Below are 21,377 nucleotides of genomic sequence, written 5' to 3'. Positions count from 1 at the left end.
AGAAATAGACGGATTATGTTGTTGTTTGAAATGAAATAGGTCCATTTGTTTTAAAATTGATTATTTAGTGCAGTTGGAATATTATGAAATAGTCAAAAGACAACAGGGGGTATATATTTTGACTAATCATAACGACTATTTTCGTGTAGAAGAGGATGTAAATTACAATAGTTTAAAAGCGGATTGTGAAAAATGTTTTGGATTATGTTGTGTAGCATTACCGTTTGCAGCATCAGTAGATTTTGCGGTGAATAAAGATGGTGGTAAACCTTGTACAAATCTACAATCAGATTATAAATGTAGTATACATAGAGATCTTAGAGGAAAAGGCTATAAAGGTTGTACAGTATTTGAATGTTTCGGTGCTGGACAAAAGATTTCTCAAGTTACGTTTAAAGGAATTGATTGGCGGACAGATGCCGAGCATGCGAGAGAAATGTATGATGCTTTTCCGGTTATGCATCAGCTTCATGAAATGCTTTGGTATTTGAAGGAAGCTATTCTATTAAAGGCGACGCAGACAATTCATAAAGAGCTGAAGGAAGCAATTGAAGAGACAGAGCGTCTTTCTAATTTAAGTTCAGATGAGTTAATGGAAGTAAATGTGCCATTACACCGTGCAGAAGTGAACATTCTCCTTTTAGAGACGAGTGAATTAGTATGGAAGGAAATGAATGTTGCACGTAAAAAACGAATCAGTCACCGCGGAGCAGATCTTATGGGAGCTAACCTTAAAAAGAGGGATTTACAAGGAGCAAATTTAAGAGGAGCTTATCTTATTGCGGCTAATTTACGAGATGCAAATTTAAGGGGAGCGGATCTCATCGGAGCAGATTTGCGAGATGCAGATATTCGCGGGACAGATTTTACAAATAGTATTTTTCTTACGCAAGTGCAAATTAATGCGGCGAAAGGGGACAAATATACGAAATTACCGAAAGTGTTGTCTCGTCCAGTTCATTGGACTACGTAAAGAGTATGGAGTGAAATAGTTTGGATATTTTTCAGTATTTAGAGGAAATGCAGGAAGCCGTATTTTCGTTATCGGTATCTCAAATAGAATCGAAGTATTATGATATTTGTCGCACACTAGCGTCAAGTGAGGATGCGGAGCGAATTAAATTGATTCCATTAGATTCATACAGGGAAAGTATGAGGATAGGTTTGAAAGAAGCTTTAGAAATTACTGCAAGTGAAGAGGTAAAAGCAATTTATTTTGAGTATGATTTGGATAATGAATGGAATAGTCAGTTCTATGTTTGTGACGATTACATTCCACTTGAGGAAGAGGATGATGATTGGGCTTGTGAATGGACGTATGATATTGAGGGACCGAGGTCAGTAGAATTAGCAGATTTGTATGCTGAAAATGGCTTTGATTCAGATAAAAAGGCTGTAGGTATTACTTTATATTTAATTGCAAAAACAGTGTGTAGTTTTATAAGTGCATGTAGTGGAGTACAAAGCAGTATACCAATTTGTATAGGGTTCCATGATCAAGACCCAATTATACGAACAGGCAGAGACTAAGTCTCTGCCTGTTTTTTATACTATTTTCGCTTTTCAAAAGTAGTAATTATAACACTACATATAATAAGGATACCACCAATAAAAAAGTTACTGCTTAACGTCTCATTTAATAAGAACCAACCAAGTAATGATCCAACGATAGGTTGAAAGAAGAAAAATAATGAGCCGATGCTAGCATCCATTAATTCTAATCCTTTATTCCAAAGAAAAAATGCACCTGCGGTTGAGATGATTCCTAAATAGAGTACGCCTAATACTACATACATGTTCATATGTTCAATAGGATTTGTTTGGAATTCCCATACCATAAAAGGTGTAATGAAAAAGAGTGAAAAAAATATTGCGTACGTTGTAATAACTAAAGATGAAAATCGAGCAGAAGCGATTTTTACATAAATGGACAGTAAAGCCCACGTAATAGCGGCCCCAACTAAAATGATTGTACCGATAAAATAGGAGCCGATTTCAAAATCCCATCCGATAACGATAACGACACCGATTGTCGCTATTATAGTTGATAAAAGTCTACGAGCAGTTAGTTTCTCTTTTAAAATGAGCGCTGCAAATATAACCATAAATGCAGGTGTAGCTGATGTCACTAAGGAGCCTGTATGAGCATCGGATAATTTCGTTCCGATAAATTGACATGTGATCGAAATGAAATAACCTACGAATCCGATCCAAGCGAATAATAGCCAATCTTTTTTGTGTATGGTTACGTTTTTCTTTTGCTTTTTTTCAGTTGTTTTCAAAATCACATATAAAACAACAAAAGCGATAATAAAGCGTAGCCAAACGAGTGTAAGCGGCGGGATAAAGTCGAGTACGTATTTACTAACGACGTACATACCGCCCCAAATACTTGCTGCTAGTGATAAACATATAGCTCCTAAAATGGTTTGTTTCATTTGAATGACCTCCGTCTATTTTTAGGGTTATGATTTATTCCCTAAGACGAGGCATGGTGCACTTGTTATATGGATGCCCGTCTTAGATTATAGACGGCCTACAGGTTGATCGTTTTCGAATGAAGTGTTGTAGTACATGAACGTAGCCTCCCTTCTTCTTTTAATGATATTATAACTTAATTTTCTGATTATTAAAGAGTGTTATGGAATTGTGCATAAAATGTGAATAACAAACCGTCACGTTTGACTGTACAGTTTATGTATTGTATGATAATAGTAATATAAACAAGGGGGGAAGATCGTTGGGAAGGTGTATCGAATCGGACAGTTGGCTCTCATGGCTCACGTGTCGAAACGAACGATTGATTATTATACGAATCTAGGAATCTTAAAAGCGGAGCGATCTCAATCTAATTATCGCTATTACGACGAAACAGCATTTGAGACATTACAATTTATTGAGAAGTGCAAAGAAATGCATATGCCGCTTTGTGAGATTAAAGAGAAGATCGAGGAGAAGAAGCTGCTCGGTATCAATGAACACGTTTCGAAACATGTGAATGAAGTGACAGACCATATTCATAGATTAGAAGCAGAACTAACAGAGTTAAAGCCTCTTTTAGATGAATTGACTGATTCACAACGTGAAAAAATATCGAAATCTTTATCTGGTCAAACGACAGCTTTAATACAGACACTTGCTCTATTATTATAGAATAAGTGAAATCCGACCTCTTTAATTTTTGTATCGGGCTATGTTTTCTAACGAACAAATAAGAAAACATTATAGTATACAGGAGGTGGACACCTTAGTTTTTTAACTAAGGGGATTCATTGGAAATATTTAATTTAGTCATGGTTGCGATTTTAATCGCATTTACTGGATTTTTCGTAGCAGCAGAGTTTGCGATTGTTAAGGTACGTTCAAGTCGCATTGATCAGCTTGTTGCGGAAGGGAAACGCGGCGCATTAGCAGCGAAAAAGGTAACAACAAATTTAGATGAATATTTATCTGCTTGTCAATTAGGTATTACAGTTACAGCGATGGGATTAGGTTGGTTAGGTGAACCGACAATCGAAAAGTTATTACACCCGTTATTTGAGAAATGGAACATAAATCCTTCTATTTCATCAGTATTAACTTTTGGTCTTGCTTTTATGCTAATGACATATTTACACGTTGTAGTAGGGGAATTAGCTCCGAAAACGCTGGCAATTCAAAAGGCTGAAAAAGTAACGTTGTTATTGGCAACTCCGTTAATGATGTTCTATAAAATCATGTATCCATTTATTTGGGTATTGAACGGTTCAGCTCGTGTTATAACTGGTTTATTCGGTTTGAAACCAGCTTCTGAACATGAAGTAGCTCATACAGAAGAAGAATTACGTCTTATTCTTTCAGATAGCTATGAAAGTGGCGAAATTAATCAAGCTGAATACAAGTATGTAAATAATATCTTTGAATTTGATAATCGCATCGCGAAAGAGATAATGGTACCGCGTACAGAAATCGTTGGTTTCTATCTTGAAGATTCAGTAGAAGAACACATGAAAGTAATCCAAAATGAACGATACACACGTTATCCGATTTTTGGAGAAGATAAAGATGATATTATCGGTATGGTCAACGTAAAAGATTTCTTTATTCGATATATGAACAACGATCAAGAAGATTTATCATCGATTCGCACGTATATGCGTCCGATTATTGAAGTTATGGAAACGACTCCAATTCATGATTTATTACTGCAAATGCAGAAGAAGCGAATTCCAATGGCTGTTTTATATGATGAGTACGGAGGAACAGCTGGAATTGTAACGCTTGAAGATATATTGGAGGAAATCGTCGGCGAAATTCGTGATGAATATGATGAAGATGAAGCACCACCAATTCAACATGTGAACGAGTATCATAAAATTGTTGATGGAAAAGTGCTTATCTCAGAAGTAAAAGATTTGTTTGGATTACACATTGAAGAAGACGATGTGGATACAATCGGTGGATGGATTATGATGCAAAATCATGAAATCGAAGAAGGACAATACGTTGAAGCAGAAGGCTATGAATTTAAAGTGTTAGAAAAAGATGCTTATCAAATTAAACGTGTTGAAATTCAAAAAATGGAACAAGAACAAGAGAAAGCAGCAACTGTGTAAGTTGCTGCTTTTCTTCTGACACATAATAAAATGTGAAATTAGGAGCGGATATTTTGATTCAAGTAGCCTTACGTGTATATCGATTACAATTGTATACGATCTTTAGTGGTTTACTACTAATGTGGGCGGTTACTCCGTTTGGGAAACAAGTGACAGGGTTCGGTATCGGTTTAGCAGTTAGCGCATATTGTCTTTGGCTATTAGCTCGCAGAGTGGAGAAATTAGGAAGAAGTATCGTGATGAAAGAAAAGGCTCCTGGATTAGGAGTTCTAAACCGATTTGCAGCCGCAATATTAGGGGCTATCATTATGTTTGAAATTGAGCATGAAATGGAAATGTGGGCATTCGGTACTGGAATATTGGGTGGACACTTTTTAATGATTGCGAATTTAGCCTATGCAAATATGCAGCTAGTAAAAGAAGAAGAGAAGCAAAAGGAAAATGCTTCGAAAAACATAGAACTCTGATGAAAGGGACCTAATCAGGTTCCTTTTTTGCGTTTAAAAATAAATGATATAATACGAATGATTTACTGGTACTTATCGAATTTATGCCAAACATAATACGCTTATTTTTGGGGCATTTCAATAGTATGAAAAAAAATTAAAAAAAATTAAAAAACCCATCGATTTCTAAAGCTTATGTATGTTATCATGACAAAAGAATTTGCGAAAGAGGTGGATACCAATGTTACAAGCTTTACTTATTTTTGTGCTTCAAATTATTTACGTTCCAACTTTAACAATCCGTACGATTTTGCTTGTAAAGAATCAAACAAGATCCGCTGCAGGTGTAGGATTGTTAGAAGGGGCTATTTACATTGTCAGTTTAGGTATTGTGTTTCAAGATTTATCAAATTGGATGAACATTGTTGCCTATGTCATCGGCTTTAGTGCGGGACTATTATTAGGCGGTTATATAGAAAATAAATTAGCAATTGGATATATTACGTATCAAGTTAGTTTGCTAGACCGTTGTAATGAATTAGTAAATGAATTACGCCATTTTGGATTTGGCGTTACAGTATTTGAAGGTGAAGGAATAAATTCTATACGTTATCGCTTAGATATCGTTGCAAAGCGTTCTAGAGAAAAAGAACTGTTAGAAATTATTAATGAAATTGCACCAAAAGCATTTATGTCTTCTTATGAAATCCGTTCGTTTAAAGGTGGATACTTAACGAAGGCGATGAAGAAGAGAGCGTTGTTGAAGAAGAAGAAAGATGAACATGCATCGTAAAAAAAAAAAGGAGTAGTATGGCTTAAAAATAAGTTTATAACCATAATCCTATATGAATACGAAAATGTAAAAGAGAGGAATCTATTTTTTGAAAAATTCCTCTCTTTTTTTATGATTTCTCGTATAATTCTAAAAAAATTATGTATGATTATTTTTTATTGCTCTTTCTCAAATTAACAATTAGCCATATAGATTGAATAATTATCGGTAATATAAATGCAATTAATAAAACGATAAATGCCACTAATTTAAGCTCTGGTGTTTGAGTCACACCAGCACCATCAACCTCTCTTAGCCAAATGATAGCTGCCAATATCCCAAAAATGGTAATCCAAAATATGTTACCAATCCACCAAAAAATCCATCGTCTTTTCATATTAGCACCTCTTATATTTACCCTCTGTTAAAAGTATATTTTCGGTTGTTATATTTAAATGAAATAACTATAAAACTACTTTTTTTCAACTGTATATCTAACTTGTTTAAAGGTTGCCATGTCTCCATCTTCGTTATCATCTTTCGTTTGCAAAAGTTGAACTCTTGGCTTGTAGTCTGTCCTATGAGCGTGCTCGATATCTTTAATGTTAAGTTTGTAGGATTCACCATTATTTATTTTTTGTTCCAATACTTTTTTATTGGCTACATAAATAAAAGTCACTTTATTTTCATCAATGCCCTCGGTCTTAATTTCTAATTCATTATCTTTTGTTGTAATCGTTGGTGTTAATAATTCAATACTGCCGCTTCCGGTTTCTAAAGAATTTTCTACTATAGTTGAACATCCGGATAAAATGATTCCGATGAATAGAAGAACAATTAATTTCTTTTTCATAACATCCCCCAATTTCAAGTGATTTTTGATTTTGGTATTGCTAGACAGCTAGTGTGGAACGTAAATGTTTAGCTAGCACTTTTTATTGTACCATAATATGTAAATTAATATAGGTTATATATCCAATTTAAGGGAGATTGAAAAGTTTACTTATTGTTGAGAATCAGTATTTTTACAGTAGGTATTTATTTTCTTTACAAAGCGGTGTTGATAAAATCATTACGAATTGGATATCCAAATATATGATGAAATGTAGACAGGAGAAAGAGCTTAATACGAAGCAATCTTATTTTTATAGAAATTACAATTTTTACATATTAAAATAATGATAGGGAATAGATGAATTCATTCACTTCGGAGGTAGTTACTTGAACATTAACAAGAAGGCAATTGAAATGTTTGAACAAAATGAATATGAGGAAGCAATGGAAGAGGAAGTGGATATTCCGAAAGGGTATTTTGATATTGTATATTCCATTTATGCATTAGGTTGGACTTCAGATTTAGGAAAAACGTTGGAACTGATTCATTCATATGTAAAGCCAGGAGGAAGCTTTGTTTTTAGTTGGGAGCATCCGGTATATTCAAATTTACAATATGGTACAGAAGAAATTGCTTTTAAGTCTTCTTATCATGAGGAAACTCCTATTACGTTTGAAACATTTAAAGGAGAAAATGTACAAGCGACATTATATAAGAGAAAAATAAGTACATACATAAATGAGTTAAATAGAGTGGGATTTACAATTGAGAGAATAGAAGAGCCTGAACCGTCTCGTGTATTTGATGAAGAAGTAGCTACACCTTCTACGAAATATTATTCTTTATATAAAGCTAGAATGGTACCAACTACTTTTATTATTAAGGCGAGGAAGTAAAATGCTTTATAAAAAGAAGCCTATCATTTCAAATAAATGAAATGATAGGCTTCTTTATTTTTAAAAAATGAGGTCAAAGATGTACTTTTCATATAAAAATGCATTTCATATAAAAAGTGTAATTATTTTGGGGAAGGGGGATTGTTGTGCGTCATCATAGAAAGTGCAAAAAATTTGGAGTGGCACTGCCTCTTCCGCTTGAAGGAGCAACTGGCCCTACTGGTAACAGTGGTCCAACAGGCCCAACTGGAGGGCATGAAGGTCCGGTCGGGCCTCCGGGAATCACTGGACCTAGAGGAGCAACTGGTCCACAAGGTCCTCAAGGTATTCAAGGAATCCAAGGTCCACAAGGGATAACGGGGCAGGCAGGAGCAACTGGATCGACGGGAGTAACAGGTCCACAAGGAATTCAAGGTCCACAAGGTGCCACGGGAGCAACCGGAACAACCGGGGCAACTGGAGTAACAGGTTCTCAAGGAATTCAAGGAGTGCAAGGTCCACAAGGAGTGACCGGATCGACTGGAGCAACTGGATCGACTGGTTCAACAGGTGCGACTGGACCGACAGGGATACAAGGAATAAGAGGAGTAACGGGTCCAACAGGTGCGACTGGCCTAACGGGCTCAACCGGAGCAACTGGATCATCTGCTATATCAACAGGTGGTGGGTATTTCTTTTCTACATCAACAAGTACAATTGTAGCAAATGCCAACATTCCAATTAATTCAGGATCTACTGTATATGGAACTGGTGTATCTTTAACTAGTGCTACAACTGTCACAGTATCCACACCAGGAATATATTTAGTAAGCTACTATTTCCAAGGGGATGTAAGTGGTGGGAATGAGACAGTATCTGTCAGATTGCTATTAAATGGAACTCAAGTAACAGGGAGTTTTATACAAAATGTAACGACATCAACTGTAGTAATCGAACCAGCTATTTCAAATACACTTCTTGTGAATGTCGCGAGCGCAAATTCAACGTTAATATTACAAAATGGCCCATTAGGTGTTGGGCATGTGACCACTATAGCAGGCACGATTACAGCAAGTTTAAATGTAGTGAGGATATTATAAAAAGTATAGGGAATATAAAAAACACAAGGAATGTCTTTATAGACACACCTTGTGTTTTTTAATATTAAATAAACATTTTCTTTATCTTTTCGGTTGAAAAATATGCTGAAAGAAGTATTTGTGATGTAAGTTATCTACAACTTTATTTGCTTGATATGTGCGGTGTTGTTCGAGTCGAAGTCTTTGCTCCATCATTTTTATTGCGTGATCTGATAAACGTAACATTGTACCAGTCTCCTTTTCTATAAATATAGTTTTCTGATTGATATCGATTCCATATTTATAACTAAGGAGGCAAAGTGTGTAACATAGGCAAAAAGCACCTTCCTCTCCCATTACGCTTACGAGGTTAGCTGTCGGACTCGGGAAGTGAGAGTTTCCCTACTTAAAAAAGATTCGCCCCAAGTAGCATAGCTACAAAAATGGTTCCCCCGCTCCAAAATTTGGATTCAGCAAAAGGTTGTATAAAGTAAAAAATAACATAAATAAACAATTAAGTCAAACTATTTTGTGTTTTCTGTCTTTTTAGTTGCGTAAGGATCATGCCATCAGGTAGTGTTGTATCTGTTACTTCAATGAAGCTGTGTTTTTTATATAATGCGAGAGCTGGAGTATTGGCTTTACCTGTTTGTACAATGTATGTCATTGAAGACGAGAACATGTTAAATATATAAAGTAGCAGTTTCGTTGCGATTCCTTTTTGAAAAAAATTGGGCGATACAACTAATCTGTGGATATCGATTAGTTCTTCTTCTTGTATAAAAGAAATAAAGCCGACGAGTTTATTTTCAGAGAAATATCCATAGAATGTTTCATCACAATTTTGAATATCGTTTACAGTATCATATAAACGAGGTATTGCAGTACTGTTTAAAAAGTCTGCTTCAATTTTATAAGCTGGAAGTTGAACATTTAAAATGGATGTTGCTACTTCATAAGAAGTGGGAAGTAATTTATGAATCATAGATAATAACGCCTCCTTTAAATATGATATATTAATATAATTGATTTGTGGGTAAGTTTGACAATTTTTTTCTTTTTTGCATATAATATATGTATCTCCATACATAAAATGTTCGTAGGTATATTTCTATAGTAGGATATGGTTAGCGTAGATAAATACGTAATCTTATATAAGAGTTTAGCTACTCTTGTATTTGATAATACAAACTATAATAGAAATGAGGGACTAAAAATGGGATGGATTATTACATTAATAGTTGGTGCTATTATAGGTATAATTGCTAGTTCTATAACGGGTAAAAATTTTCCAGCTGGTATGTTTGGAAATATAATTGCTGGTTTACTAGGAGCTTGGTTAGGTAGTAGATTATTTGGATCTTTTGGGCCATCATTTGGTGGGATTCATGTCGTGCCAGCATTATTAGGTGCAATTGTGTTAATTCTTATTGTATCATTTGTAGTAAAAGTTGCAAGAAAATAAAGGTTATTACTGATTGTTTTATAAAGCCCTTTTAGGGCTTTTCCTAATTAGAGAGGTGGTACATTTGGAGAAAGTAAATATAAGAAAAAGAGATAAGTTGAAAAAGTTTTTTAAAGAACAAAATTATTTAGCTGTACTACTTGGATTCGCGTTGCTGTTTGTAAATATATTATTACTTACAAAAATATCATTCGTCTTTACACCGTTCGTCGTATTTTTAAAAACAATCTTTTTCCCAGTATTATTAGCGGGAGTACTATTTTATATATTGCATCCATTCGTTTCTCTTTTAGAAAGAAAAGGTGTGTCGAGAATTGTGTCAATTGCCTCGATATATATAATTGTTCTTGGATTATTTGTTTTTCTTGCGGTCACGGTTATTCCAATTATTAAAGATCAAGTAAATGCTTTAATAGATAACTTGCCATATTTCGGGCATGAAATCGAAAGGGCAGCACGTAAATTTGGAGAAAGTAATGTAATTGGTAGAATGCAGGAAAGTTTAAATGTTGATTTTGCTAATATTGTAAAAGATTCTACAATGAACTTTACAAAATCATTATCATCAGTAACAGGAAATGTAACTGGATTTTTAAGTACAATTACTGAAGTTGTTTTAACATTTGTAATGGTTCCATTTATTTTGTTCTATCTTTTAAAAGATGGTGAGCAATTACCGAATCATTTTTTAAAGTTTATATCTGAGCAAAGACAACCAGCTGCGAAGAGAATACTAGATGATATGCATTATGCGATTAGTTCGTATATTAGAGGACAAATTATTGTTAGTTTATTTATCGGTATTATGCTATTAATCGGTTATCTTATTATTGGTATTAAATATGCGGTACTACTTGCTATTTTAGCGATGATTGTAAATATCGTTCCGTACGTAGGACCAATCATTGCAATTACACCAGCTTTAATTATCGCATTTATCGACTCGCCATCAATGGTGTTAAAAGTAATTATCGTTATGATGATTGTACAATTAGCAGAAGGTAAATTTATTTCTCCGCAAGTCATGGGGAAAAAGTTAGATATTCACCCGATTACTATTATATTTATCATTTTAACTGCGGGGAATTTATTTGGAATTATGGGGATTATTTTAGCAATTCCAGGGTATGCGATATTAAAAGTTTTAGTTACGCACGGTTATAGATTTGTGAAGTTGAATACGTGAAAAAAGAGCTAAAACAGAGAAACCTGTTTTAGCTCTTTTTCATTAACAATTGATTTGTGTATTGGCGTGCCCATTGATCAGCTTCTAATATATCATCGAGTGAAGGATCTTTTACGTTATGATGAGCTTCAACTGTATTGTAAATTGTTTTTTCGATATCGAAAAATGCAATTTCATTTTTAAGAAATAGTGCATTTGCAATTTCGTTCGCTGCATTTAATACGGCTGGAGTTGTACCGCCAATTTTTCCACATTCAAATGCATATTGTAGACAGGGGAACTTCTCTAAATTTGGTTTTTCAAAATGCAAACTACCAATTTCTAATAAATTTAATTTTTCATAGGATGAAGGTAGTCGAGTAGGGTAGTGAAACGCATATTGAATCGGCATTCTCATATCAGGAGCACCGAGCTGTGCCATGACTGATCCATCAATAAATTCCACTAAAGAGTGAATGATACTTTCTTTATGAATCATAACATCAATTTTTTCATAAGGAATATCGAATAGCCACTTAGCTTCCATCACTTCAAACCCTTTATTCATTAACGTGGCAGAATCTATCGTTAGTTTTGCGCCCATTAACCAGTTTGGGTGTTTTAAAGCATCCTTCGCTTGTAATATTTTCATTTCTTCACGTGTTTTATCACGAAAAGCGCCGCCAGAAGCTGTAACAATTAATTTTTCGATTTCCTTATTATTTTCCCCATTTAAACATTGGAAAATGGCTGAATGTTCACTATCAACTGGAATTAGGCGGCATCCGTTTTGTTTCGCTAGTTCGGTGACGATATGTCCAGCTGCAACTAAAGTTTCTTTGTTAGCGATAGCGATATCTTTCTTCGCCTTTAATGCTTCAATTGTTGGGAGTAAACCTGAAACACCGACAACTGAACTTAATACAAGATTTGTATCAGGATGGGTAGATACTTCAAGTAAACCATCAGTTCCATATGTAATTTTTGTATTTGTTGAAATACGAGAACGTAATGTGTCCGCTAATTCTTTTGTCGCTACGCTTACAATACGAGGCTGAAAAGATTCGATTTGTTTTTCGAGAAGATCGATATTATAATTTGCGGTTAAACCGACGATTTTAAAATGTTCAGGATGAGCGGAAACGACATCTAATGCAGATGTGCCAATGGATCCTGTTGAACCTAAAATGGATATATATTTTACCATGAAAAAACCTCCAAAGTTGTTTCGAGTATTTCTGCAAACCTATATATTATTAGACAATTAAGGTGGAAATTCCTGCTATATAAAACAAAAAATTAGGGTTTAATTGGAAAGGAAATGTGATAAACTGTAAAAAAAACTAAAAAGCAATGAAAGAGAAGAGTACATATTCAAAACTTTTCAGAGAGCTGATATTTGGTGGGAATCAGTAAGTGATGAATATGGAATGGGCTCTGGAGCTTCTAGCTTAAATGAGTAGGCGAAGACGGTTACTTCACGTTAAGAAGTTGAAGTGAGCTATAATATAGCTAATTAAGGTGGTACCGCGGGAGTCTCTCGTCCTTTTTTTAGGATGAGGGGCTCTTTTTATTTTGAGAAAGGAGGAGTTAGGATGAGCGAGAAAATTATGTTAACAGGAATTAAACCAACAGGTTACCCGCATTTAGGCAATTATATTGGTGCGATTAAACCTGCATTACAAATGTCAAAAAACAAAGAAGGAAAAGCGTTATATTTCATAGCAGACTATCATGCGTTAAATGCTGTGCATGATCCAGCAAAGTTCAGTAGTTACACGAAAGAGGTAGCAGCTACATGGTTATCACTCGGACTTGGAGAAGATGTTATTTTCTATCGACAAACAGAAGTGCCAGAGATTCTAGAATTAGCTTGGATATTAGCTTGTCTAACTCCGAAAGGACTTATGAATCGTGCCCATGCATATAAAGCGAAGGTAGAGCAAAATAAAGAAGCGGGATTAGAAATTGATGCAGGTGTGAATATGGGATTATATACGTACCCGATTTTAATGGCGGCTGATATATTATTATTTCAAGCTACTCATGTACCTGTCGGAAAAGATCAAATTCAGCATATTGAAATTGCTCGTGACATTGCGACGTACTTTAATCATACATTTGGTATGACATTTACGCTTCCAGAGTATGTCATACAAGAAGAAGGGGCAATTTTACCGGGACTTGATGGAAGAAAGATGAGTAAAAGTTACGGAAATGTTATCCCATTATTTGCAGAGCAAGAAAAACTTAGAAAGTTAATATTTAAAATAAAAACAGATTCCTCACTTCCGAATGAACCGAAAGAACTAGAAACGTTATTTATGATATATAAAGAATTTGCGAAGGAAGACGAAATTCAGGCGTTACGCGAAAAGTATGAGACTGGAATCGGATGGGGCGATGTGAAAAAAGAGTTATTCCGCGTTGTAAATCGTGAACTCTCAGGACCTAGGGGAAAATACGGAAATTATATGAATGATCCACATTTACTATATGAAGCGTTAGAAAAAGGTGCTGAGAGGGCGCGGGCTATTGCGAAGGTGAATTTGGTGGAAATTAAAAAACAGATTGGATTTGAGAGGGGACGCTGAGCGCTCCCTTGTTTTTTTCTATGTGAATCTTAATTATTTATTCGTTTTATCTGCATGTAAAATGAGGGATTCGCATTTTTTACTGAATTTATTAATTGCATATTAATAAAAATATGTTAATATAGGGTTACTTATTAAACGTGTTTAATAAGTAACATTAAAGTCACTTATTAAACTGATTTAATAAGTTTGATTCATTCGATAACGAAGGAGATGATTAGATGAAAACTGAGAAAGAAAAGATGTTGGCGGGAGAAATGTATATTGCGGATGACGAAGAATTAGTAGCTGATAGGATTGAGGCAAAACGTTTAACACGCCTTTATAACGAGGCGATGGAGACTGGTGATGAAAGCCGCTTTACCTTGTTAGAGCAGCTTTTAGGTTCTTCAGCTGACGGAAAAACCCACATTAATCCTGATTTTCGTTGTGATTACGGCTACAATATCCACATTGGAAAGAGCTTTTTCGCAAATTTCAATTGTGTTATTTTGGACGTTTGTGAAGTTCGAATCGGTGATAATTGTATGTTTGCACCTGGTGTCCATATTTATACGGCCACTCATCCTTTACATCCGGTAGAGCGGAATTCTGGAAAAGAATATGGAAAGCCTGTAAAGATTGGTAACAATGTTTGGGTTGGTGGGGGAGCTATTATTAACCCTGGTATTTCAATTGGAGACAACGCTGTAATTGCTTCAGGGGCAGTTGTGACAAAAGATGTACCTAATAATGTAGTAGTTGGTGGTAATCCAGCCAAAGTTATGAAAATGATAGACTTATAGAAATCATTTTTCACGGATGCATGAATAAACTGGTGTCGTATCGTATAGACAATGTGAAAGGTGTTTCATATGAAGAAAAATAGTGCGTATAATCATACAAAGACATTACTTGCCTCTCGAAATGCTCTTTTTCTCTTATTTGCTTTGCCAGGTGTCGCGTTTGCTACATGGATTTCAAGAACAGCAGCTACTCGAGATATGTTAGCAGTGTCAAATGCAGAAATGGGCTGGATTTTATTCGGACTATCTGTCGGTTCAATAATTGGTTTACTGAGTGCAAGCCGCTTCATTGACTGTAAGGGAGCTAGAGACGTTATTATAGGCAGTATGTTTTTTATGATTGTTGGATTGATTTGTTTAGGTATAAATATTTATTTTGTTTCTAGTATGGGGGCTTTTAGTAGCTTACTAGTATTTGGAGTAGGCTACGGATTGGCGGAAGTCGCATTGAATGTAGAAGGTTCTTCCATTGAGCAGAAATTAGGAACAACTCTTCTTCCGAAATTCCATGGCTTTTTTAGTGTAGGAACTTTAGTAGGCGCGCTCAGTGGTTCTGTCGCAGCGTCGCTTCACATCCCGATTCTGTATCAGTTTCTTGCGATTTCGGTCGTGTTTGTATTACTTGTATGTATGGTGTATCGTTTTCTTCCGCATGGAACAGGAAAGAAGGAGAAATCGTGGAACAAAAGGAGAGAGAAGCATACGACCTTACGTATGGAAAAAAAGGTGCTTTTAATTGGTCTTTTTGTACTCGGAATGGCATTTGCAGAAGGTAGTGCAAATGATTGGCTACCTATCGTGATGGTAGATGGACACGAGCAAAGTATAGTGGCAGGTTCTATTATGTACACAATTTTTGTATTAGCAATGACGTTAACTCGTATGTGTAGCAGCTATTTCCTTGATCGATTCGGTCGTGTCGCTGTCGTACGTGCCACCATTATGATGGCGATTCTAGGAATTTCAATCGTAATATTTGGGAGTAATTCGTATTTTCTAGCATTTGGTGTAGTACTGTGGGGGATTGGTGCAGCGCTAGGGTTCCCAATTGGTCTGTCAGCTGCTGGAGATGACCGTGAAAATGCGACTTCTAATGTTGCTGCAGTTTCTATAATCGGTTATACAGCATTTTTAGTCGGACCACCATTCTTAGGTATACTGGGGGAAGCATTCGGGATACGCAATGCCTTGTTAGCTGTTTTATTATTTGTTCTCTTGTCTGGAATTGTATCGTCTGTTACGAGAGAGAATAAATCGAGCTAAATAAGGAGTGCATGCCAGCGGAAATGTATCATCTCTATTGCTTTAGAAAATGATGTATGATATATTGTCAACGCAACTTATTAAAAGTGTTTAATAAGTATGTTGATTAAGGTGGTGAGCGATTTGAGTGAACAATTTGTTACTCAAAAATCGATTAAAGAGACGATCCTTCGCGGCATTCGTACAGCTCTTCTAGAGCAAGGTAGTGCAACGAAAGTTGAACTTAGTAATACATTAGAAATCAGTTTTCCAACTGTGAGTAAATTTATAGAAAAAATGAAACAAGACGGAGAAATCACTCTAGTCGGTTTAGATGATTCAAGTGGTGGAAGAAGAGCAAAACGATATGCGTATAATCCGGAATATATGTTAGGTTTAGCGATATTTTTAGAAAAAAATGAGACGAACTATACAATTTTTAACTGTTTAGGGGAAGTAAAAGAACAAGGAAGTACTTCAAGTGTATTAATTGATACTGGCGTAAACCTATTATCTAAACATATAGAAAGTCTTATAGCTACATTTCCGAAAATAAGCTCTATATCAATTGGTGTGCCCGGTTCGGTTGATAATGGTCGTATTTTTTATATACCTGGTTATGAAAAGTTTCAGAATTTTAATTTGAAAAGTCACTTGGAGGACCTGTTTTCTATACCTGTAGTAATAGAAAACGATATGAATGCCGCAGTCCTTGGCTATTATAAAAACACTGGAAATGATGATAATTCATCTCTTGTATATTTGTATTCAGGTCAAAATGGTCCAGGTGCAGGTATTATGATAAATGGAGATGTGGTAAGAGGAAGTACCTTTTTCTCAGGAGAGATATCTTTCGTTCCGCAGTATGATAATAAAAATTTCTTACAAGCTTTGAGAAGTGGAGATGAAGTGAGAGATTCTAATAATCCAGAGAAATATAATATAGATGCTATTACCCGTTTAATCTCTGCATTTATAGCTATTATTAATCCTCATGTGTTTATTTTCTGTAACGATGAAGTGAATCAATTTGTAATAGATCAAATTGTAAAAAGTTGTCCGAAGTACATTCCAGCGGAACATATTCCAAAAATAACAGTGAGCGATTGGAAAGAAGATTATTTATATGGATTAAAAAGTCTTGGACTTGATCTGATGATAACAAGAACAAGCAAAGAAAATTAAATATCAAATTGTTGGTTGAATACTGTAAAAGAAAAGGTGTCGATTATGAAAATTGAACATGTAGCAATTTGGGTAAATGATTTAGAAGGAATGCGTGATTTCTATAAACAGTACTTTGGTGGTGAAGAAAATAGCTTATATCACAATTCGAAAAAGCAGTTTGAATCTTATTTTATAACTTTTGAAGGTGGAGCGCGTCTAGAACTTATGAGACAAGTAGGGATAGACGGTAAAACACAAGTACAAACAATAGGATATGCGCATATTGCTTTTTCTGTAGGTAGTAAAGAAAAAGTGAACGAATTAACTAATACATTAAGAGAAGCAGGATACCCTGTGTTAAACGGCCCGCGTACTACAGGGGATGGTTACTATGAAAGTGTAGTAAGTGATCCTGAAGGAAATCAGATTGAGATAACAATCTAACATTATATTTATTAATAACTGATAAAAAATAAAACTTTGTTGTTCCCCAAAATGTTTACGAGAAACCTATTATTTCTTCAGAAAGGGGGACATAACAGTGAGTGAATTCATTTTTATTTTCTGTATATATCCATTGCTTATTTTTATTTTTTCAATAGCTGGGACATATAAATTAGGTACATTTTATGTGATGCCAATGGTAATATTTCTCATTTTTCTTATGTTAAATGTTACATTGTATGATCCATCATTTTTCTTTTGGGTGGGCATGTATACTATTTTTTCATTCATTACTTCTTATATAACACTCTTATTTGTAAGGGGATATACAGCTGTAGAAAGTGAACGTTAATATCATTTGGTTATTTTTGGGGGAATAGGGATTTATGCTGAACGATAACAACCTCATTTCGCGTTATCATGACGGGAAATGAGGTTGTTTTATTTCTATATACAATATGTAATGTTTTTTAATTGGAGTGCTGAAACTCCCTAATAATACGTTCAATAACTGGATGAAGAGTAATAGGTAACTCATCAAGCGGAAAGAAGCGTAATTCTTTTGACTCAGTTTGATCACATATAAGCTGACCGTGGAATTCTCGGCAAATATAAACAACGAGTACACCATGTACTTGATCGCCGTTTGGATAGATTTGAAAGAAATCAGGTCCTGAGTATGTACGGAATAGTTCTGGATTTTTAATGATAAGTCCAGTTTCTTCATATACTTCTCGTTGTAAAGCGTCTTCTAACGTTTCGTTATATTCTAAGGCGCCACCAATAATGCCCCAGCGATTAAAATCTGTACGGAGCTGCAATAATATTTCATTTTTCTCATTTAATATAATGGCGTGTGATCCGATTAAAATGAGTGGATGATTTCCTACTAGATTTCTCATGTCCTCAATATAGCCCATAATTCTTCTCCTTATATTTAATAATAATTAGGCAGTTCTTTTAACATTTTTTCTGTTTTACGTGCTGTAAATGCTAAGTTATGATCATCTTTTGTTCTAAAAAATAATGTGCGTAAAAAGATTTTAATGTTTGCGCATAAAATACAATACTCATTAAGGGAAAGGCGTTTTCTAATTTGAGGAAGCCTTTTTATTTTTTTATAAATAATTGAAATTAACTCATCTTGCGGGAAGTCATGATATAGCATAGATAGTAACGGTGTAACAATTCGTTCATCTTCATTATTATGAAAAAGATCCGATGGGATGAAAATTTTATTTAATAAACAATGAATTAATTCCTCGTACCATTCAAAGGTCGTATAGGAATTGTGAACAATTTCAGAAAAGGCATCAGATACGTGGGCAAGACAATGAGCCCATCCTTTATTTTCAATATAGCCTCGAAAATCCATTTCTAAGTTTGTGTATGTAATGAGTTTGTTTTTTATTTCTTCGATATCCTCCTCTGTAAAAAAGTAGTGCGAGTTAGCGAATTGGAGTATTAATGCAAGTAACGAAACAGTATAAGAACGTGTGAAAACCCCATCTGTAAGTGGGGAGTGAATGTCACAATATAAATACTCATCACTTAAACAAGTTTGTAGAAGTAATTTCAACTGATCATCCATAAGGAATTCATGATGAATGAAATGTGCAAAACATTTATATATAAGTTGGTAACGAACGTAACTATCAGTTGTTCCGATATACTGAAGCATATTGAGCGTTAACTCATTAATATCTATATGTTGCAGTTGCGTATAGTCATTTTGTTGTATAAGCTCTAACTGTTGTTGCAGCGCTGTAATATCCAATGGAGAACCTCCTCCGCACTTTAAAGATGCGATGTTTTCTAGTATTCTATATATTCAAGGACAATCCTGCTCATGCAAGGAGAACAAGTAGAAATTCGAGTATGACATAGATGAGGGAAGTATATGATGACTATAGAACAGTTAGAAAAACATTTTAAAATAAGAAAAAATGCTTCTTCTATAATGATAAAAGAAAATGATGCAGAGGTTTTTACAGAAGAGCAATTAGAAGAGATAATGCAATATTGCGTTGCTGAAGCTGAAAAAGATGGAATAGAAGAATTTCAATTTGAGATTTCTTCAAAAAGCCCAAATTATGATGTGTATAAGAAATGTTTCGAAACGTATTCATTTGAATATATTACTGAAAACATGATTGTATTTAAGGATATATATGAAGTGGAAGATATAAAAAGTGATATTGATTTTAAGCTTATTGAAGAGATGGGCGAAGACGCTTTTTATTCACTGTGGAATGAAGTGACGGGAGAACAAATCGATTATGATCAATTTGTAAATACGATGCTACAAGAAATAGGTGGGCAATGGAAAGAACATTGTTTAACAGCAAGTATCGATGAAGAGCCAATAGGAATTGTAATCCCGCATATTGAAAGAGGTACGTTAGAAGAAGGAAAACTTATGTATTTCGCAGTCGCTCCAAATATGCGAAATAAAGGGTATGAAGCAGCATTCTTTACAGGGGCAATGTTTGTCTTAAAAGAAATAGGCGCATCTTATTATATTGGCGAGACAAATGTACAAAACGAGTGGATGAAGGATGTCTTTGAAAAGAACGGATGTCAGCAGCTGAGCTCTACTGAGCGATATGTGAGAAGGTTTTAGAAGGATGGATGGCTTACTCTCTCGAACTCATTTAGCGGGAATCCGTGTACAACTTATGAACAAGTAAAAGAACTTTTTGCATGTTTGTAAGATAAAAAGAAAAATCGAAACGACAAAGTAAGCGTTCCTATAATACAATAGAGAAGGATTAGACTATACGAAGAAAGCGTTGGTGAAAGTATGAAGCAACAAAGAAATTGGCTACAAGCAACTGTAGAACGAAATGAAGATAATACGTTACATATAAAGTGGGAAAATAATATAGAAGAAGTTCGTATTTATTGGAGTACTTCACCAAATCATATTGAAGAAAATGGAGAACTACTTGTAACAGTAAGTGGGGATTCAGCATGTACAATTGAAAACCCGAGTGAAAATGAGCGTCCATATTTTAGGTTAGTAGGAAGTAATGGACAAGCAGTGACAGTAGCTGAGCGTAGATTACCATTACAAGGTGCGTTTAACTTCCGTGATATGGGAGGATATGAAACGACTGAAGGCCGTAAAGTAAAATGGGGTAAATTGTATCGTTCTGAAGAATTAGCAGGATTAACAGAATGGGATATCGAGTATTTACAGAAGTCTAGCTTAAAATTAATTTGTGACTACCGTACAGATTTTGAAGTGAAGCATAAGCCGAACCCAAGTGTTACAGGTGCTCGTCAAGTGTGCTTACCAGTTATGCAAGACTTGGCGAAAGACTTGAATATAAATGAATTTTTCCAAGTTGGTGACCTTTCTATGTTAGGGAAACCAGGCGAGTATCTTGTGAAAATGAATCAAGATTTCGTAAGTGGTAATGAAGCATTCGTGAGCTTCTTAAAACTGGCGCAAAACCCGGAAAACTTACCGTTAGTAAACCACTGTACAGCTGGAAAAGACCGTACAGGATTTGGCTCAGCATTATTATTACTTTTACTAGGTGTACCGGAAAAAACAGTAATGGAAGACTACTTACTAAGTAACGGTTTCCGTGAAAAGTTAAATGAAAAAATGATGGCCTTTTTAGGTGTGAAATTACAGAACGACGAAAGTAGAGCAATATTAGGTGCAATGTTTGAAGCACGTGCTGAGTATTTACAAGCTGCGATTGATGAAGTTAAAAAGCAATATGGATCAGTGGAAGCATACGCTGAAAAAGCTCTTGGCTTTACGAAAGAATCGTTAGAGGAAATGAAAGTGTTATTGCTAGAAGATAAAGTGAAACTTTAATCAGTGTGGGGGCATCCACACTGATTATTAGCCTTCACCAATCGGACTGCCCGTTAATGCGGGATAAATAATGAGGAG

At 35.0% G+C, this 21,377-nt stretch carries 25 protein-coding genes, 1 pseudogene, 1 riboswitch and 1 other annotated feature; of the genes and pseudogenes, 18 read left to right on the top strand and 8 right to left on the bottom strand.

Annotated features, from left to right (window positions below; all coding sequences use genetic code 11):
• Positions 1-118 precede the first annotated feature (118 nt).
• Positions 119-973 (top strand): pentapeptide repeat-containing protein, encoded by an 855-nt coding sequence (locus NSQ69_RS16545; protein WP_002185327.1) that lies wholly within the window; start codon positions 119-121, stop codon positions 971-973.
• A gap of 20 nt (positions 974-993) precedes the next feature.
• Positions 994-1,530, top strand: coding sequence for a hypothetical protein (locus tag NSQ69_RS16540; RefSeq protein ID WP_087962863.1), 537 nt, complete (start codon positions 994-996; stop codon positions 1,528-1,530).
• 20 nt (positions 1,531-1,550) lie between these two features.
• On the opposite strand, the gene NSQ69_RS16535 is transcribed toward NSQ69_RS16540, so the two are convergent.
• A complete protein-coding gene (locus NSQ69_RS16535; protein ID WP_033729983.1) occupies positions 1,551-2,438 on the bottom strand; it encodes a DMT family transporter in 888 nt (295 codons plus the stop codon).
• A gap of 337 nt (positions 2,439-2,775) precedes the next feature.
• Here NSQ69_RS16535 and NSQ69_RS16530 point away from each other — a divergent pair, with 337 nt between their 5' ends.
• The 4 genes from NSQ69_RS16530 (at position 2,776) to NSQ69_RS16515 (ending at position 5,834) form a co-directional block, all read left to right on the top strand.
• Positions 2,776-3,153, top strand: a complete 378-nt coding sequence (locus NSQ69_RS16530; RefSeq protein ID WP_002014021.1) for a MerR family transcriptional regulator — start codon at positions 2,776-2,778, stop codon at positions 3,151-3,153.
• A gap of 119 nt (positions 3,154-3,272) precedes the next feature.
• Entirely contained in the window at positions 3,273-4,595 is a 1,323-nt protein-coding gene (locus NSQ69_RS16525; RefSeq protein ID WP_002137356.1) for a hemolysin family protein, read from the top strand.
• A gap of 53 nt (positions 4,596-4,648) precedes the next feature.
• Entirely contained in the window at positions 4,649-5,062 is a 414-nt protein-coding gene (locus tag NSQ69_RS16520; RefSeq protein WP_002084378.1) for an ATP synthase subunit I, read from the top strand.
• A 220-nt stretch (positions 5,063-5,282) separates the two neighbouring features.
• The gene (locus NSQ69_RS16515) at positions 5,283-5,834 is read left to right on the top strand and encodes a DUF2179 domain-containing protein (protein ID WP_002014015.1); all 552 of its coding nucleotides are present in this window, start codon (positions 5,283-5,285) and stop codon (positions 5,832-5,834) included.
• 148 nt (positions 5,835-5,982) lie between these two features.
• Here NSQ69_RS16515 and NSQ69_RS16510 read toward each other — a convergent pair whose 3' ends face one another.
• Positions 5,983-6,210 carry a DUF3923 family protein gene (locus tag NSQ69_RS16510; protein ID WP_002167942.1) on the bottom strand — a complete coding sequence of 76 codons (228 nt, stop codon included), beginning with the start codon at positions 6,208-6,210 and terminating at the stop codon, positions 5,983-5,985.
• Positions 6,211-6,285: 75 nt separating this feature from the next.
• Positions 6,286-6,666, bottom strand: coding sequence for a hypothetical protein (locus tag NSQ69_RS16505; protein WP_002084382.1), 381 nt, complete (start codon positions 6,664-6,666; stop codon positions 6,286-6,288).
• Between the two features lie 419 nt (positions 6,667-7,085).
• On the opposite strand from NSQ69_RS16505, the pseudogene NSQ69_RS16500 reads away from it, so the two are divergent.
• Positions 7,086-7,544 (top strand): annotated as a pseudogene (locus NSQ69_RS16500) (methyltransferase domain-containing protein); the annotation flags it as partial.
• 146 nt (positions 7,545-7,690) lie between these two features.
• Positions 7,691-8,623 (top strand): collagen-like protein, encoded by a 933-nt coding sequence (locus NSQ69_RS16495; RefSeq protein WP_341099507.1) that lies wholly within the window; start codon positions 7,691-7,693, stop codon positions 8,621-8,623.
• An 81-nt stretch (positions 8,624-8,704) separates the two neighbouring features.
• On the opposite strand, the gene NSQ69_RS16490 is transcribed toward NSQ69_RS16495, so the two are convergent.
• Positions 8,705-8,848 (bottom strand): hypothetical protein, encoded by a 144-nt coding sequence (locus tag NSQ69_RS16490; RefSeq protein ID WP_000945246.1) that lies wholly within the window; start codon positions 8,846-8,848, stop codon positions 8,705-8,707.
• 97 nt (positions 8,849-8,945) lie between these two features.
• Positions 8,946-9,088: riboswitch (cyclic di-AMP (ydaO/yuaA leader) on the bottom strand.
• A gap of 28 nt (positions 9,089-9,116) precedes the next feature.
• Positions 9,117-9,587 (bottom strand): GNAT family N-acetyltransferase, encoded by a 471-nt coding sequence (locus NSQ69_RS16485; RefSeq protein WP_002128309.1) that lies wholly within the window; start codon positions 9,585-9,587, stop codon positions 9,117-9,119.
• Between the two features lie 231 nt (positions 9,588-9,818).
• On the opposite strand from NSQ69_RS16485, the gene NSQ69_RS16480 reads away from it, so the two are divergent.
• Positions 9,819-10,067, top strand: a complete 249-nt coding sequence (locus NSQ69_RS16480) for a GlsB/YeaQ/YmgE family stress response membrane protein (RefSeq protein ID WP_002014007.1) — start codon at positions 9,819-9,821, stop codon at positions 10,065-10,067.
• Positions 10,068-10,131: 64 nt separating this feature from the next.
• Positions 10,132-11,253, top strand: a complete 1,122-nt coding sequence (locus NSQ69_RS16475) for an AI-2E family transporter (protein WP_002128308.1) — start codon at positions 10,132-10,134, stop codon at positions 11,251-11,253.
• Between the two features lie 28 nt (positions 11,254-11,281).
• Here the strand turns inward: NSQ69_RS16475 and NSQ69_RS16470 are convergent, their stop codons facing one another.
• The gene (locus tag NSQ69_RS16470) at positions 11,282-12,439 is read right to left on the bottom strand and encodes a 1-deoxy-D-xylulose-5-phosphate reductoisomerase (protein WP_002014005.1); all 1,158 of its coding nucleotides are present in this window, start codon (positions 12,437-12,439) and stop codon (positions 11,282-11,284) included.
• Between the two features lie 137 nt (positions 12,440-12,576).
• Positions 12,577-12,783: a binding site (T-box leader), on the top strand.
• 5 nt (positions 12,784-12,788) lie between these two features.
• Between NSQ69_RS16470 and NSQ69_RS16465 the strand changes: the two genes are divergently transcribed.
• The 6 genes from NSQ69_RS16465 to NSQ69_RS16440 all read left to right on the top strand — a co-directional run bounded on the left by NSQ69_RS16465 (position 12,789) and on the right by NSQ69_RS16440 (position 17,816).
• A complete protein-coding gene (locus NSQ69_RS16465) occupies positions 12,789-13,826 on the top strand; it encodes a tryptophan--tRNA ligase (protein WP_078203911.1) in 1,038 nt (345 codons plus the stop codon).
• Between the two features lie 221 nt (positions 13,827-14,047).
• The gene (locus NSQ69_RS16460; protein ID WP_002033363.1) at positions 14,048-14,611 is read left to right on the top strand and encodes a maltose acetyltransferase domain-containing protein; all 564 of its coding nucleotides are present in this window, start codon (positions 14,048-14,050) and stop codon (positions 14,609-14,611) included.
• 69 nt (positions 14,612-14,680) lie between these two features.
• On the top strand, positions 14,681-15,874 hold the full coding sequence (locus tag NSQ69_RS16455) for an MFS transporter (RefSeq protein ID WP_003190495.1): 1,194 nt from the start codon (positions 14,681-14,683) through the stop codon (positions 15,872-15,874).
• A 123-nt stretch (positions 15,875-15,997) separates the two neighbouring features.
• The gene (locus tag NSQ69_RS16450) at positions 15,998-17,038 is read left to right on the top strand and encodes an ROK family transcriptional regulator (protein ID WP_078203910.1); all 1,041 of its coding nucleotides are present in this window, start codon (positions 15,998-16,000) and stop codon (positions 17,036-17,038) included.
• A 45-nt stretch (positions 17,039-17,083) separates the two neighbouring features.
• Positions 17,084-17,464, top strand: coding sequence for a VOC family protein (locus NSQ69_RS16445; RefSeq protein WP_002128301.1), 381 nt, complete (start codon positions 17,084-17,086; stop codon positions 17,462-17,464).
• A gap of 97 nt (positions 17,465-17,561) precedes the next feature.
• Complete coding sequence (locus NSQ69_RS16440; RefSeq protein WP_002128300.1) at positions 17,562-17,816, top strand: YbeF family protein; 255 nt, start codon at positions 17,562-17,564, stop codon at positions 17,814-17,816.
• A gap of 118 nt (positions 17,817-17,934) precedes the next feature.
• On the opposite strand, the gene NSQ69_RS16435 is transcribed toward NSQ69_RS16440, so the two are convergent.
• Together NSQ69_RS16435 and NSQ69_RS16430 are read right to left on the bottom strand one after the other, a co-directional pair.
• Positions 17,935-18,384: an NUDIX hydrolase gene (locus NSQ69_RS16435; protein ID WP_002128299.1), complete on the bottom strand. Its 450-nt coding sequence runs from the start codon at positions 18,382-18,384 to the stop codon at positions 17,935-17,937.
• Positions 18,385-18,401: 17 nt separating this feature from the next.
• Positions 18,402-19,241 carry a DUF2785 domain-containing protein gene (locus tag NSQ69_RS16430; protein WP_002013997.1) on the bottom strand — a complete coding sequence of 280 codons (840 nt, stop codon included), beginning with the start codon at positions 19,239-19,241 and terminating at the stop codon, positions 18,402-18,404.
• 123 nt (positions 19,242-19,364) lie between these two features.
• Between NSQ69_RS16430 and NSQ69_RS16425 the strand changes: the two genes are divergently transcribed.
• Both NSQ69_RS16425 and NSQ69_RS16420 read left to right on the top strand, forming a co-directional pair.
• Entirely contained in the window at positions 19,365-20,087 is a 723-nt protein-coding gene (locus NSQ69_RS16425) for a GNAT family N-acetyltransferase (RefSeq protein WP_002128297.1), read from the top strand.
• 180 nt (positions 20,088-20,267) lie between these two features.
• Positions 20,268-21,299 carry a tyrosine-protein phosphatase gene (locus tag NSQ69_RS16420; RefSeq protein ID WP_341099506.1) on the top strand — a complete coding sequence of 344 codons (1,032 nt, stop codon included), beginning with the start codon at positions 20,268-20,270 and terminating at the stop codon, positions 21,297-21,299.
• Positions 21,300-21,377: the final 78 nt, after the last annotated feature.

It is taken from the genome of Bacillus sp. FSL R10-2201, from assembly GCF_038008665.1.
Lineage (GTDB): Bacteria > Bacillota > Bacilli > Bacillales > Bacillaceae_G > Bacillus_A > Bacillus_A mycoides.
The sequence above is the reverse complement of the archived record's forward strand: the minus strand, read 5'-3'. Positions and strand labels throughout refer to the sequence as shown.

Excerpts from the sequence above, each read along its gene's own strand:
- NSQ69_RS16460 (WP_002033363.1), top strand. The coding sequence starts at position 14,048 with ATGAAAACTGAGAAAGAAAAGATGTTGGCGGGAGAAATGTATATTGCG.
- NSQ69_RS16485 (WP_002128309.1), bottom strand. The coding sequence starts at position 9,587 with ATGATTCATAAATTACTTCCCACTTCTTATGAAGTAGCAACATCCATT.
- NSQ69_RS16535 (WP_033729983.1), bottom strand. The coding sequence starts at position 2,438 with ATGAAACAAACCATTTTAGGAGCTATATGTTTATCACTAGCAGCAAGT.
- NSQ69_RS16435 (WP_002128299.1), bottom strand. The coding sequence starts at position 18,384 with ATGGGCTATATTGAGGACATGAGAAATCTAGTAGGAAATCATCCACTC.
- NSQ69_RS16445 (WP_002128301.1), top strand. The coding sequence starts at position 17,084 with ATGAAAATTGAACATGTAGCAATTTGGGTAAATGATTTAGAAGGAATG.
- NSQ69_RS16505 (WP_002084382.1), bottom strand. The coding sequence starts at position 6,666 with ATGAAAAAGAAATTAATTGTTCTTCTATTCATCGGAATCATTTTATCC.
- NSQ69_RS16425 (WP_002128297.1), top strand. The coding sequence starts at position 19,365 with ATGATGACTATAGAACAGTTAGAAAAACATTTTAAAATAAGAAAAAAT.
- NSQ69_RS16490 (WP_000945246.1), bottom strand. The coding sequence starts at position 8,848 with ATGTTACGTTTATCAGATCACGCAATAAAAATGATGGAGCAAAGACTT.
- NSQ69_RS16470 (WP_002014005.1), bottom strand. The coding sequence starts at position 12,439 with ATGGTAAAATATATATCCATTTTAGGTTCAACAGGATCCATTGGCACA.
- NSQ69_RS16465 (WP_078203911.1), top strand. The coding sequence starts at position 12,789 with ATGAGGGGCTCTTTTTATTTTGAGAAAGGAGGAGTTAGGATGAGCGAG.
- NSQ69_RS16510 (WP_002167942.1), bottom strand. The coding sequence starts at position 6,210 with ATGAAAAGACGATGGATTTTTTGGTGGATTGGTAACATATTTTGGATT.
- NSQ69_RS16420 (WP_341099506.1), top strand. The coding sequence starts at position 20,268 with ATGAAGCAACAAAGAAATTGGCTACAAGCAACTGTAGAACGAAATGAA.
- NSQ69_RS16530 (WP_002014021.1), top strand. The coding sequence starts at position 2,776 with ATGGCTCACGTGTCGAAACGAACGATTGATTATTATACGAATCTAGGA.
- NSQ69_RS16480 (WP_002014007.1), top strand. The coding sequence starts at position 9,819 with ATGGGATGGATTATTACATTAATAGTTGGTGCTATTATAGGTATAATT.
- NSQ69_RS16515 (WP_002014015.1), top strand. The coding sequence starts at position 5,283 with ATGTTACAAGCTTTACTTATTTTTGTGCTTCAAATTATTTACGTTCCA.
- NSQ69_RS16455 (WP_003190495.1), top strand. The coding sequence starts at position 14,681 with ATGAAGAAAAATAGTGCGTATAATCATACAAAGACATTACTTGCCTCT.